This is a genomic window from Staphylococcus edaphicus (genome assembly GCF_002614725.1).
GTDB classification, from domain to species: domain Bacteria; phylum Bacillota; class Bacilli; order Staphylococcales; family Staphylococcaceae; genus Staphylococcus; species Staphylococcus edaphicus.
The window spans coordinates 1-14,750 of record NZ_MRZN01000035.1; the positions used below are offsets into that span (position 1 = coordinate 1).

Here is a 14,750-nt window from a genome sequence, read left to right on the forward strand (position 1 = left end):
ATAAGTATCATAATGTTCATCGTAGATGAAATCTTTTGTTCTGAAAAAACCAGGTTTTCCTTTAGGTCTTGTATATGGCATTGCTGGTACAATTGCTTTTTCAAGTAAAAAGTGGGCATTAAAAGGTATTTTATATCCTGAATCAATTGCTAATGTGATAAGCAACATCTGCTTGGCTTCTAATCTTTCAATCATTGGTTTGAGTTGTGTACTATCGTGAATATTACCAAGTGTCACATGCTTATCAATAATATAACCGTTTTTATCTACACATACGTGTAAACTATAAGCAAATTGCTTTTCTCGTTCACCTTTAACGTAGTATCCGGCTTCTGAATCAGTCGTACTTATCTTTTTGGTTTTATATTCCTCCTTGCTTTTATTTTTTCTTCTAAAATGAAACAGGAATATATTTTTTACAATAGTATAGTTTTTTTATTAAACCATAACTTTCATAACAATGAGGAGTATATGTTACTTTCGCCTAATAGTATTTGTATTTGCATCTTCATCTTTTCAATTTCTCCTAGCTTATTTTCGAAAATAATTCCAAGTGTTTTTGATATAAATTAATTTATAGACGATAATCTCTCCTCAATCTATTTGCTTAGATATTTAAATTATAGAGATTTCCTGGCTTTTTGCATCAAAAAACAGGACTGCTTTTTATATCAGTCCTGTTTAGTATAGTGCGAAAAATCTCGTGTTATAGATTTCTTCACATCTAATCTTAATAACTTTTGATGTATTACTAATACTAGTCAAACAATCGAATACGCTTATAGCTATACTCTGAAATATTATACATTTCTTTGCGTTTAAGTATGGGTTCATTGGAATTATATTTCACTTTAATTAAATCTTGTTCACTAATACTCATACCTATAAATGCTTCGCTTACTATTTCTTTAAGTAATTTAGCTTCTGTTTTAAATCCACCTATTGTATCTTGATATAAACCAAACACAATTGGATAAACGTTATTCTTAGGTCCATCTAAGAAAATCGTCTTAATTTCCTCATTTGTAGGATTTGCAACATTTATGAATTCTTTATAATCAGTTATTACAACAAACCATTGTTTTTGAGGTTCAATATTTTTAATGAAATTTACTAATTCTTTTTTAAATCCTATAACATCTTGATTATCGTAACAATAAAGATAATTTTCATATTGTGACTGTTTTAATCGACCATTAGGATCTAAGACTGCTATTTCGTAGCTTTTCGCTACATCATTTAATTGTTTTTCTAGAATTTCAAAACCTACATCTAAGTCACTCGGCTTGGCTGAAGTAAATAGATTTGTTGAGACTAGCTTAATTCCAACTGGTTTTACTTCTTCAAATTCTAAACCTATTGGCAACATTTGCTCATTTTTTATCAAGTTGTCAAATTCATATTTTTCTTTAAACACTTCAATTCCAACTTTCTCTGGCATCATTGGAATATGTGCTGGATAATCGCCGACGTAGTGTTCATTCATTTGTGCGACTTCATCTTTGATTCTACTGTTATACGTTTGACCTTCTTCCAATTCAAATGGTTGTGCGATTTGCATTTGTGTGAAATTGTCATCATTAATAACAGCACGCCCTTTGATATCTTTCACACCTTTTTTATAAGATCCAATAATATTTGTAAGTTCATTATTTTCAAATAAATACAAAGCAATACGTGTCTTTATATTCGTAAATATTGCTGATTTAATCGCATTAGATCGAGATCCTGTTAAGATAATGTGTACCCCTAATGCTAAGCCTTCACGTGTAACTTTAGCCATCATTTCTTCGTATGACTCTACGAATGGTGATTCTTTCACTGTGTCATAATTATCGATAATGATGAAGACGTTTGGCACTGTAGTACGTGTTTCACGATTATATTGTTCAATATTGACTACACGTTCTTGACTTAGTAGTTTTTTACGGTCTGAAATTAATTGATTGACTCTCTTAATCGCTTTTTCAACCTTATCCTCTTGGTCCACTGTAAAATAATCTGCTACATGCGGTATATCAGATACAGGCATCAATCCATTTGTTCCGAAATCAAATAAATACATATGTGCTTGATCCGGACGATAATGTCGTGCAATATCAAATATCGTATTGTGTAAGAATGTTGTACGTCCATAACCTGGACTTCCAATTAGTGCGATATGCCCTGCTTGCTTTAGCTTAAGTGACATTGGGCCTTGATATTGTTCTTCCGGTACATCTTTAAGACCGATTGTTAATTCTACTTCTTGTGGTTGATCTGACCATAGTTTTTTGAAATCTGTTTCTGTTAAATCTGTTTGATATACTGCCTCTGGCAATGGTGGTAACCAAGGACGTTCGACATGTTCTACGCCTAATCGTTCTGTAACTCGCTCAATATGGTCAATAACCGCTTCTAATTCAGTTTGAGTTTCCTCTGGTTCATCATTGTCTAAACCACTCAAATCTTTATTGATTGCTTGCAATTGCCCGAAATCATTTATCATATAAATCGTCTTATCTTCCACTTCAAGTGCGTCTCCTACAGTATCATAGGCGGCACCACTCCACGCAGATTGGAATAATTCATAAATTTCATTATTACCTACTTGTAAATAAGCACGACCTGGCAACGTAATATCTGCTGCATCTGGCGTTTTTAAAATTTCGTTACTGTCTTGTCTATCTTGTACTTTTAACGCTAATTTAAATTTAGAGTTGGACCATATTTGATCATCCACAACACCTGATGGTTTTTGCGTAGCAAGAATTAAATGTATTCCTAGTGAACGTCCAATACGTGCAGTCGATACAAGTTCTTTCATAAAATCCGGTTGCTCAGATTTTAATTCGGCAAATTCATCTGAAATAATAAATAGATGCGGCATAGGTTCTGTCGCTATACCCTCTTTAAAGAGTTTGTGATACTGATTAATATGGTTCACATCAAATTGACCAAAAAGTCGTTGACGCTTACGTAACTCCGCTTTAATCGAAGTCAATGCACGCATAGCTTCATCACCATCTAAATTGGTAATTGTACCTACGAGATGTTTTAAGTCTTTAAATAGGTTCGCCATACCCCCACCTTTATAGTCAATTAATAAGAATGCGATTTCATGTGGATGGAAATTGACTGCCAATGAAAGGATATAAGATTGAATAATCTCAGATTTACCTGAACCTGTAGTTCCTGCAATCAATCCATGTGGACCATGTGCTTTTTCATGTAGATTTAGTGATAAAACATCATCTTTACCACGTACACCCAAAGGCACGGCCATAGTCTTAAATGTTTCATTTTGTTGCCAACGTTGTTCAATATTAAGCGCATCTACTTCTTTAACATTGTACATTTGTAAAAAAGTAATACTATTTGGAATGGCATTTTTCATGTGTTCAATATGATTTAGGTTCGCTAAACGTCTTGCAACATATTCTTTGTCTAATTCACCAATATCTTCAGGTGTGAATTTTAGTTGTGTTAATTCTTCTTCTTTCATCACGAGCATGCCTTCTGTACGTGATTTAATATCAATAATTGTCTCGACATGCTCAGGCAAACTTTCAATAACGTCTTCAACAAAAATAAGTGAAATACCATATTCTGATAAGTCTTGATTTACATATTCTAGAATAACGTGATCAATGATCAGTGACATATCAGTAATAACAAAGATAAGATGTGGATTGAAAATAATTTTTTCATTACTCTTACTACGTTCACGCACGGTATGAATACGTTCTTTAATCATACTGTACATAGAAGTTAATATTTGGTCACGCGTACGTTGATCGTATACAAAACCTCTAATATTTTGAGCTTGAAATGTCATGTGTGGCAACCATCTTGCCCAATTAAATGACGCGCGTTCATCTTCTCTAATCACAAATAAAAATTCGATATCGTGATAACTGTGAAATGTTGATAATTGCAAGATCATTTTTTCTAATTCCTCAATAATAAGATGGCGCGTACCGATATATGCTATCGGACCATGTGTTAAATCATTTACTAATGGGGCTTGCTCTACATCTTGATAAAATTCATATACTTCTTTCGCATCATCAAATAGTTCATCACGACGTTGGATAAACTCATCTTCTTGGTAATCAATTTCGAATGATTTTTTTATATTTGTAATACCTAGCTTATAATGCAAAAAATCATGATGGTGCGACGTTTTTTCATAAATTCTCGGAGCTTTCGTTTCTACGATATCTTTAATTTCAGGTAACGTTGGATAATGAAAATTCAGGCTAAAACGTTGGTCTTTAATTGCATTATTAATTTCTGTCGTTTTGTCGCTTAAGTACTGCTTATAATCTTTTTCTCGCTTTTCAACTGCTTCTTTATACTTTTTCTTTTCTGTAAAATACGTTGTAATACCAAATATGATAGTAACTGTACTCATACCAATCATCATAAAGATATAGATACCAATTGGTCTTACTAAAAATATCACTACAGTTAATGCAATCATCACAAGTGGTGGAATGATGGCACGCCAAATCATTGTATTGTTCTTTTGAACGGGTTGTGGGGGTTTTTCAATTTTTATTTTTTCTGTAGGTTCGCGATGAATAATTCTAGGCGAACGGTGATAGTCATTATATTCATCTGATTGTGCATTTGGTTCGTTTCTCTTCAAAAGAATTAGCTTTGATTGAACCGTTCTATGGGAGCGAACAATAATACCTTCTGCTTGAATTTCAATCCACATGCCATCAATGAACAGCTGGTCCCCTATATATATTTTATTTGTTTTTTCTTTATGCAATTCATAATTCACATATACATCTACACTGCTATCATGTACTAATCGTATAAATCCTTGTTGTTTAATTTGGTCAATATCTTTAAACATCAATACACTAGATAAATCATTAACCACGATATCCTCAAATGCATCTGGTCCTATAGTCATAACATCTTGTTGTGATGGATACGCATATGATACAGCTTCTTCATCTGAATAGACCGTTAATGTAATATCGTCATTTTTCGTTTTACGCACAAGTGATTTAAATATAGTTGTATGGTTGGCTTGCCACATACCTTCTTCATTTTGTTCTAAATGAATAGCTTCATCCAAGTTTTTAATTGTGATGTCTGCGGTTCTATCACCACTAATTGTATATATTTTCTGATCCCTTAGATTTAGCATTTTTAATTGTGCTTGATACTTTATTATCAATTTATGCATCGTTATTGTCTCACCTCCATACTATTTCTCACGTTCTGCTTTTTGTCTCTTTTCTTTATCTTTTTGCTCTTGTTCTTTTTGCTTTTTCTCATTTTCTTCTTGTTGTTTTAGCTTTTCATCTTTTTTCTGATCAGCTTCCTCTTGTTCTTTTGCTTTTTCATCTTTTGCGTCTTTTTCTTTATCTAGAATATCTTGTAGTTTATCATTATATTTTTTCGTTTCTTCTGAACGTTTTTCTGTTGAAAGATCTGGATTATTCTTAATATCATTCAGTTTATTAATTAATGCCAATTTCATGATATCGTTATCATCTAAATATGTAGCAATATTCAACGCTTCATCTAAGTGGCCTTGACCTAATTCAACCCAATATAGTAAATAATCTTTATTAGAATTTGGTGTTACATTATTAAGTAAGTTTTCTTTTTTCTGCTTTTCTAAACCTTGCTTATTTGTTTCAATATAACTCGTTGCATAGATATACAATGCTTCTTTATCTAACTGCTTACCATTCAAGTCCTCGTAATCATTTAAAACCTGGGTATAATCTGCCTTAACATATGATTGATAACCATCTTCTACTTGTTTGTTTGTACTCATTACTGAAAAATACAGATATGCCAAAAAAGCTAATAATCCAATGGTAATGATACTCACTGCTATAGCTAGCCATTTAAAAACGGTGTATCTTGTTTTTCTTACATAAGTAAAGTTCTGGGTATAATCCTTTTGTTGCTTATCATACTGTTCATTTAAAAAAGATTTCAATTCATCTAACGAATCAGCGGCTATAATTTTTTGTTCAAATGGCGTACCTTTATGTAAATCTAAATTACCTTCAACTAATGCTTCAAATGAAGTTTTTGAATTAAATGCATTAATCACCAATGCTTTATAACGTGTCAAAAATTCTTCTTCAGAAATAGGTAACGGAGCTACTACATTTTTTAATCCTCTTGTTTTAACTAATGGCAAACCATCTTTAGTAAAGTAGAGCTCATCGGCACTTAAATTAAATGTATACCTCGTATCTCTAATATTTTCTAATTTTGAGATGTTTAATAAATATCTTAGTTTTTCATTTTTCGAAAATTGTTTAATTTTTTCAAAAATTATTGTATGTTCAGAAATTTTATAATGAACCTGATAACTATCTTTTAGTTCAGTTACATCTGCATCAATAAAATATTGACCTGGTTGTTCTAATAAATACATCAAATGATGATGTTCAGGTTTAATGGACGCTTTTGATATTTCTCTCATATCTACTCTATGGGTAGTTATTTCGTCTGTTTCTGTTAAGTTTTCTAATGGTTCAAGGTTTTTGCTATCCTTAGACTTTTTATCAGCCATTCATCATTTCTCCTTATAATAATTTCAAAATGTCGCCATCTGCAATTTGAAAATCAATTAATCTATCATTCTCTACTAGTAACTGGTTTTTGGTCATTACTTTTATCTGCATTTTCAGCTCATAAATTTCAATATCTAAACTATCTATAATTAATGGTAATAAGGACTTGAGCGGCAAATATATCGGTACTGCTAAATCATACGTCCCATAATTATAATTAGAAAAATCAAATGTCACTTTTTTATGTTGATTCATTTCTGTCTTCGTCTCCCTCTTCTAACCGAAAATATGACAAATCCAATTGTTAAAAAAGCCCCTATACTCAACAATATGTAAGGGAGTATATTTTTCTCCTGCTTGTTTTGAATATAAGGACTTTTATCACTTTCTGAACCTTTTGTGGATGCTGTTGTAGGTGTAAACAATATTTTTTTAGTTTCATCTAAGCGAGTCGGTTGACCCGCTTGTTGATGAAACATGTTGTTTTTTATGTCTTGTTCTTTCTTCTGTTTCTTTTCTTTAATTCTGTCATTTACCGCTTTACTATCTTTATCAAATAAAGTCGTATCATATTGATCCAAGTCGTTATTGATATTTTCCTGTTCTTCTTGTTTAACATCAATATCTAGGCTTCCTCGTTGATTATCCGCAGTTAGTAAAGTCAGCGTCAATAATCCCTCAACTAACATTAGATGAGCCTCTCTTTCTTAAATCGTTTAATAAACATATTTAATATAAATCCAATGATTGCTAACAGCGTTAATATAACTAAGGCAAGACCCACTGGATGCTCTGCATTTAAGTAATTAAATATCATCGTATCAATGTAGGATAAAGGTGAGAGTTTATTTAGGTCACTTGCATTACCTGACGGATTCAAATAATTCATTACAATAAAGTACAACGCTAATACAGCAATCATAATAAACATACCGATTGATTTTAATTGTCTTAGTAAATACGTATTGATCAGTACAAATACCATCATAGTAATGATAATCATAAACATGAATTTCACCCTATAACCTGACAATATCGCGTATCGATTCATTGCAATAACACCAATGATTATACCTTCTATTAAACCAGTTGCCGTCACAATTGATGACGTAATCACATTGTTCCATAACGTATTATTTTTACTAAATTCTTGTTTAATCACATTCAATGAACCTTTTGAACGTTCATAACTGTAGAATATATAGCCTGTCATCATCGCAATTAAATACATAAGTAGCACAAGTATAGTTGGTGACATCGTATCTTTTTCACTACTATTAGCTAATACATTCTCTAAGTTTTTCTTCTGAATTGGATTACTCATAAATGCTTTAAGTGCTTCATTTTGACGATCACCATCTTTAGAATTTGCTAATACTTTTTCAAAATCTTTAGCAAATAATTGGTTATCTTCTTCATTTTTAGTCATTTCTCTATTTAAATCATTCGCTCTTGTTCCTAAACCTTTACCACTCGCATGCAACTTGCTTACATTGTCATCTAATTGGTTAAGTTCTCCACTTATAGACTCTGATATAGATTTCGACTCTTGACTGTCTGATAGTAGCTGTGTACTTCGATCTGATAATTTACTTACTTCTTTATCCAAATCTGTAGAAAGTGTAGTAAATTCTTTCCCTTTTTCTTTATCAATTTTTGGTTCTTCAGGATTTTCATTCAGAATTTTTTCAGTCTTATCTAAGTCATTCACTAATGCTGAAATATCATTTTGATTCTTAGTTACTTGGTCTTTATTATTAAGTATATCTTCAACCATCTTTTCTGAATTGCTATTTAATCCATCTATTTGTTTTAATAATGCCGTTTTATCTGATTTGAAGTTTTTCATATCTTTAATTACTTCATTGACCATCATATCGGCAATATCATCGTTATTAATTTTTGGATCATCTAATTTAATATCTAAATCTTGATATAGATTATATTGTGCTTTAAATCTATCTAATGAACGAAGTTGCTGATTAATATCTGCATTAATTAAAAGTCCTTCCAAGTTGTGTTTAATTGATAAATCTACAACGCTCGCATTTTTATCTTCTAGCTGATCTGATGGTTGGTTCCCATTATCTGTTGGTTTTTTATCAGCTTGACCAAATAGCAACTGTAATTGCATTGTTTTATCTTTTAAGAAATCATTTTGATACTTAACATTTTCCTTTAATTTCGCTACACCTTTCACTGTGACATCTAGTGATTTGCGTGATGTATCCAATTCAACTTCTTGATCTTCTAAATCATATTCCTTACCATTCACCTTAATTGTACCTTCAAAATCAAAGTTAGGATCTGTGGCAACAGTTAATTGATTTATATCTTTACTCTTAATCGTTTGTTTACGTTCTACATTAACGCCTTCACTGATTAATTTAGAAGTGTCATCAGCGTTCAGTTTACCTTGATAACTACTTTGGTGTATTTGTTCTTTCCATGAATGCGCTTTATTGAAATCATCTTTAAACGATTGAACATCCTTTAAAATCTCTTGATAATCTCGAACTTTTTCCGGAGTTAAACCAACATTTTCTAAGTCTTCATTTGACATATTAAGAATATAAAAAGAATCCTGTCCTGTACTGTCGTTTTCAATTGAATTACGTAAATTATTAACCATTGCATCAATGACTTTTTGCTTCTCTTTATTGGAAGATTCTAGCGCATCATTTAAATCTTTATTATTTTCTAACTGTGTTTTCATCGATTGTGTTAGCTTTTGTCGATAATCATCAACCATTTTATCTGTAAATGGTGATTCTTCTTTTTTGACGTCATTTTTTACAGAATTTAAATTTTCTTTGAATGCCTCTTCATATTCTTCTTTAGAACGCTCATCTGCTTTAGACTGTTGACCTAATTGACTATTAAATTGTTTCAATTGCGTAATATAATCATTTATATCCACACTATCTTTTCGAGACTTATAGTCTTCTAATGTTTTTTCTAATGCTGATATGTTTTGATCAAATAGTGTGTTTTGATCTTGTACAATTGTAGATGCGGTATGATTGTTATTGATATTAAAAATACTAGAATCTGAGCTGATTAATGAATTATTATAGTTTTGAATCATTTTGGTAATATCATGATTCGCACCTAATGAATTAACAAGTGCATCCGTAAATAGTGATGGGAAATCATTTAACGGGTCAAGTAAATAATTAGAAAATTTATTATTAACTTTTTGGTCACGATCCATAATATCTCCAACATTTTCTTGAGCATTATGTAAATTATCGATGATACTTGTTAAATATATTTGTATTAAATTTTTATTGAAATCATTCAATACATTGGCTACAACTTGTTCTGTTTCTTTTGCAACACTTTCTTTTTGTCCTACAGCTGTTTTATACTGTATGGCCATTTTAGAAGGTGTTTTTTCATCTAATTGCATTGCCAATTTTGAAAAATCTTTAGGTATGACTAACATAACTTGATAAGTGCCATGCTTTAAACCATTTTCTGCAATACTTCTCGAAACAGTCTCGAATTTATATTTATTTTGATCAGATAACCTTTCTATAAATGGTGTACCTAAATTAATTTTCTTACCATTGTATGTGGTTTGTTGATCTTCATTTACTATCGCGATATGTATATCTTTATTTTCTTTTGTTTCACTTTTAGTGTTATGTTCCGCTTGATTCCCGCTTTTTTGTTGAACAATCATTAAAATACCCATAGTTGTAATTAAAATGATTAATATTATGGTTAATGTATAAATCCAGTTTTTCTTTTTCATGCGTAATTCCTTTCGAATCATTTTACAATAATTGAATTAAAGCCACACTTTGACATGTGGCTCAGTTTTATAACAATGCTTACTGTAAACCAAAATTATTTGATAACTGTTGGTCTTGTTCTTGAACCGCGTCAGCAGTGCTGTTTAACTGTTGTTTGATTTCTTCTAATAATTGAGCAAATTTATCCACTTTAGGACTTAATTGTTGGAATTGTTCCTCGAAACGACTAAAAGCTTGCCCTTCCCAGTTAGCAGCAATTTCACCTTGTGCACGAGTTAAATCCGAAAGGATTTGGTGAATTTGTTCAGCTCCATTACCATACGATTGAGATTTTGCTCTTATTTCTTCCGGACTCATTTTAATCATTGCCATAATAAAAACCTCCTGAAATTTTAAATAATCAAACTTCTCAAAAGTACACACTTTAAAATTTAAAGTTTCGAAAGATATGTACTTTCAACATAATAATAACCAAACAAACTCATGTTGTATACATTTTATTTAAAATAATCAATTAAAAAATTAAAATACTCTATTAAGGCAATTTACATATTTATTTATTGAATAGCTTTGTGTATAATCATACATAATACAAAAAGAAAGGGTTTACGAGGGTTATTATGAGAAAAACTTTATTAAAAGGATCTGCATTACTTGTTATGATCAGCAGCCTAAATGTCATTTACGCTACAAATAGTTACGCAGAAACATATACTACAATTGAAGAAGCACAAAAAGACCACCCAAATGCTCAGTTCAATACAAAGCATTCAGATGGTACTTTTACATACTCTTATGGAAAATCTAATTCACAAAATAACGTTTCAACATCAAATCCAAATCAACAAGCTCAAACACAGAAAAGTAAGTCTAGCCAAAATCCAAATGAAAACTACAAGTCTTTTTCAAATAATGCTTCACCAAACAACATCAATCCAAATCAACAACCTGATTATAACAATTCACCTATAGCCAAAGGCCCACATAACACGCACAATGATCAAGGTAATCCAGTAGCAGAAACTGACACACCTTTGCCACAACCCACTCCACCTATATCAAGTACTGCACCTATAGACAATAATAAACATGATACTAAAGAACCAAATAAAGCCTATAAAAAAGACAAAAGTGGCATGATTACCTATATTGATATGGATGCTCTATATGATGAATTGCAGTTAGAAGAATTCAATGATCGAGCTCAAACTGTAGATGGTAAACCTCTTGCTGTGGGAAATGGAAAAATCATTGATAAACCATCATTTACAAATAAAAACAACTTATATACATCAGGTCAATGTACATGGTATGTATTTGATAAGCGCGCAAAAGATGGTGAAACGATTAGTACATTCTGGGGAGATGCACGCAATTGGGCTGGCCAAGCTTCAGCGTCAGGATTTAAAGTAGATCACAAGCCAGAAGTTGGTGCGATACTTCAAACTGGTAATGGTCCTTATGGTCATGTTGCTTATGTGGAACGTGTTAATAGTGACGGAAGTATATTTATATCTGAAATGAACTGGATCGCACCATACATAACTTCAACGCGTACCATCTCATCTTCAGAAGTTAGCGCTTATAACTTTATTCATTAAACTCACTTTACTGCAGCACCAAATATAAATATAAACCAGAGGTGTTCTATGAAAAAGCTCACAAGTTCTATTATTATTACTTCGTTATTACTAGGAGGGTGTTCTAGCGTGGGTCAAAATTCTAAACAAGTGCCAGAAGAAATGCCAGCAAGCCAATATAAAGGACAAGGTTTCCAACCAAAAGCTGAACAAAGCGACAAATGTTGTCGGCAGTGGTGATGGCGTAGAAGTCTTCGTTCATTGTGATGATCACGATATCGTCTTTAATGCAAGTATTCCATTGAATAAAGAAGCCATTAACGATAACGGATCTATGCGTAGTAGCGATAATGGTGACGAAATGAGTACAATGGTTAATACAGTATTGAGTGGTTTTGAATATCGTGCACAAAAAGAAGAATACGATAATCTCAAGCAATTTTTTGAAGAAAATGAGGATAACTATCAGTACACTGGATATACAAAGGAAGCTATTAATAAAACCCAGAATGCAGGTTATCAAAATGAGTATTTTTACATCGTTGGAAATATCACTTCCTTAAAAGACTATAGAACTTATTTGAACCTTTAATAAATAAAAATGACAATGATTTTAAAGAAGGTATGAAAAAAGCCTATAAATATACTAATTATGAAGCTCAAGTAGATGTGGTAACCACATTGTTTAGCACCAAAAATAATTATAGTAAAAAAAATAACACTGACAATGTATTTAATCTTGCAGACGATCTTGAATCGAAGAAAAACATGCCTAGTGATATTGATTTAACTCTAAGATACACTGACAGCAACATCAACTCAATTAAACCAAGATATGATGATAAAGATGTCACTAGCTTCGGGGTGTTTGATGGTGAATAAAATCAATGATAGAGATTTAACAGAACTGAGTAGTTAATGGCAAAAATTTTAAACAGGTTGATGAATTTGCAGACAATAAAAATAGTAATACTCAAGGTGCCTCTGACGTTAAAGTTTTCGAGCTATTAGATAAAGACCAAAAACCTACGGGAAAACAAGTTACTATCTTTCAAGGTACAGATAATGACGAAAGTATTAATCCTAACAATCCATTGAAAGGGACATTAGGAGATGATTGGCTTCAAAACATTAAATTAATGAATGATAACAATCAGAATACTGAATTACTTAAACAAAACAATGAATATGTAAAAAATTATCAACAAAAAATCGATGATGCTAATAGTTTAACCGAACAAGAGTTTTACTCTAAGTATCAAGTCCGTAAAAAATTATATGAAGGTAAAACTGTCATTGCTTATGGAGGTAACTCACAAGCCGGTGGGAGTGCAAAATATCAAGGAGTACAACAAACTGATAAACATGCAGTAGCTACTAACCCTGCAATGCTCCCCCTTTCTTCTTGGGACGCATTTAAACGACCTTACTATAAGAATGTTATTAGCTATCATAGCACTTATGATATGTTGTCTTGGCTTCAAGATCCATTTGCTAAAGACATTCCAGCTAATCGAGTAAATCTTTCGAATGGTGTACCAACGCTTGAAGGGTTAACAGCTAGTCATTTAGGTTATAAGCGTAAATTCAATGAAAAAGATAACACTTACACTAACTTATCCGTGCATCAAATTAAATCGGTTAAAGACACAGAAATTAAAAATGGTAAGACTGTCCCTAAAACTATTGATATTTCCTTAGAAATGGATGACCGTATTCCAATCAATGTTTGGACGGGCGAAGCAATTGCGACAAGTGGTAGTGGTGGAGTAATCAAACTCGACACTGATAAATTAGCAAACTTACATCAACTTGTTACTGGTGAAACAAGCAAGATGCTTACTGATTGTGTTATTTTTTTAAACGAAAGTTTTAATATTTCAGAAATCGAAAATACGAATTTCGGAGAACGTAAAAACAATTTAAAGCAAGATTTTAAAGATAAAGTTTTCTTGGATACTTTGGAAGAGTTGAGTCGAGATGTAAAATCCAAAGCAAACACATTAGAACATTCGATTGATACCGTTCAACGTGTATTAGCCCCAATTATAGGTTTAGTTCCTACGCTAGGTCTAAACATTCTATCAAGTAATATTAAAACGCTGGATAAAGATTTAGTACGAGGTATTGAAGCGATTCACGATACTTTTGATGACATTCTTACAGAATTATTCAAAAATCTTGATCATGATTTTCAAGATGGTGTTTCTGAAGAAATGATGAAACATCTCAAAATTGTAAGTCAGAATATTACGCAAATTAAAAAGCAAAATGATATTTATGGTCAACAAATCGGTGATATCCAAAGTATTATGTCACAACAAGACGCTACTGTTATGGATGGAAATCTACAAATCAATTACAGTGGCACCAATATGGTCACAGGACAAATCGAATCCTCTAATTATTTAACCAGAAAAATGACAGTCTTACAAGACCACATCGATGACGCCATCAAAAAATTAGCTGAATATGTACAAGAATTATACAATGACTACTTTAAGCCTGTCGTAGATATGATGAATGAAGTTGTCACTAAAATCAGTTCAACAAAATTAATCATCCAATCTATACTTACTATTTTAAACACAAAAGCAATCAAACTCGCTTTAAAAGCATCAAGTATTACAGCAAATATGATTATTGATGCATTAGAAGATTTAACCAATCAAATGAATGAATCAAAGAACGTTGAAACAAGAAGAATAAAGCGTAAAACTAGAACTGAAATAAAAAAATGTAGAAAAAGAATTGGAGAATATTCAGAACGTAAAAATAAATACAGATATCAGCAATCTATTCTTAAAGATAGAAATAGTTATTCTAAAACAGATCATGACGCTACTTTTATGAGAATGAAAGACGAT

Annotated in this window: 7 protein-coding genes and 4 pseudogenes; 4 read left to right on the top strand and 7 right to left on the bottom strand. The window is 31.6% G+C overall.

Annotated elements, in window-relative coordinates:
* From BTJ66_RS13285 to esxA, 7 genes and pseudogenes are all read right to left on the bottom strand, one after another.
* Window positions 1-387: pseudogene (locus BTJ66_RS13285) on the bottom strand (transposase); the annotation flags it as partial.
* A 370-nt stretch (window positions 388-757) separates the two neighbouring features.
* Window positions 758-5,188, bottom strand: a complete 4,431-nt coding sequence (gene essC, locus BTJ66_RS13290) for a type VII secretion protein EssC (protein WP_099091417.1) — start codon at window positions 5,186-5,188, stop codon at window positions 758-760.
* A 21-nt stretch (window positions 5,189-5,209) separates the two neighbouring features.
* On the bottom strand, window positions 5,210-6,541 hold the full coding sequence (gene essB, locus BTJ66_RS13295; protein ID WP_099091418.1) for a type VII secretion protein EssB: 1,332 nt from the start codon (window positions 6,539-6,541) through the stop codon (window positions 5,210-5,212).
* A gap of 13 nt (window positions 6,542-6,554) precedes the next feature.
* Complete coding sequence (locus BTJ66_RS13300) at window positions 6,555-6,797, bottom strand: EsaB/YukD family protein (protein WP_099091419.1); 243 nt, start codon at window positions 6,795-6,797, stop codon at window positions 6,555-6,557.
* Window positions 6,794-7,231, bottom strand: coding sequence for a type VII secretion protein EssA (essA, locus tag BTJ66_RS13305; RefSeq protein ID WP_099091420.1), 438 nt, complete (start codon window positions 7,229-7,231; stop codon window positions 6,794-6,796). The genes BTJ66_RS13300 and essA overlap by 4 nt, the downstream gene beginning before the upstream one ends.
* The gene (esaA, locus tag BTJ66_RS13310) at window positions 7,231-10,302 is read right to left on the bottom strand and encodes a type VII secretion protein EsaA (protein WP_099091421.1); all 3,072 of its coding nucleotides are present in this window, start codon (window positions 10,300-10,302) and stop codon (window positions 7,231-7,233) included. Before esaA ends, essA begins: the two co-directional genes overlap by 1 nt.
* 79 nt (window positions 10,303-10,381) lie before the next feature.
* Window positions 10,382-10,675 (bottom strand): WXG100 family type VII secretion effector EsxA, encoded by a 294-nt coding sequence (gene esxA, locus BTJ66_RS13315; RefSeq protein WP_099091422.1) that lies wholly within the window; start codon window positions 10,673-10,675, stop codon window positions 10,382-10,384.
* A gap of 287 nt (window positions 10,676-10,962) precedes the next feature.
* Between esxA and BTJ66_RS13320 the strand changes: the two genes are divergently transcribed.
* From BTJ66_RS13320 to BTJ66_RS14070, 4 genes and pseudogenes are all read left to right on the top strand, one after another.
* Entirely contained in the window at window positions 10,963-11,904 is a 942-nt protein-coding gene (locus BTJ66_RS13320; RefSeq protein ID WP_238597649.1) for a CHAP domain-containing protein, read from the top strand.
* Between the two features lie 48 nt (window positions 11,905-11,952).
* Window positions 11,953-12,765, top strand: a pseudogene (locus tag BTJ66_RS13325) (DUF1672 family protein).
* A pseudogene (locus BTJ66_RS14065) lies at window positions 12,758-13,142 on the top strand (hypothetical protein); the annotation flags it as partial. The pseudogenes BTJ66_RS13325 and BTJ66_RS14065, both read left to right, overlap by 8 nt.
* Before the next feature lie 1,446 nt (window positions 13,143-14,588).
* Window positions 14,589-14,750, top strand: a pseudogene (locus BTJ66_RS14070) (IS5/IS1182 family transposase); the annotation flags it as partial.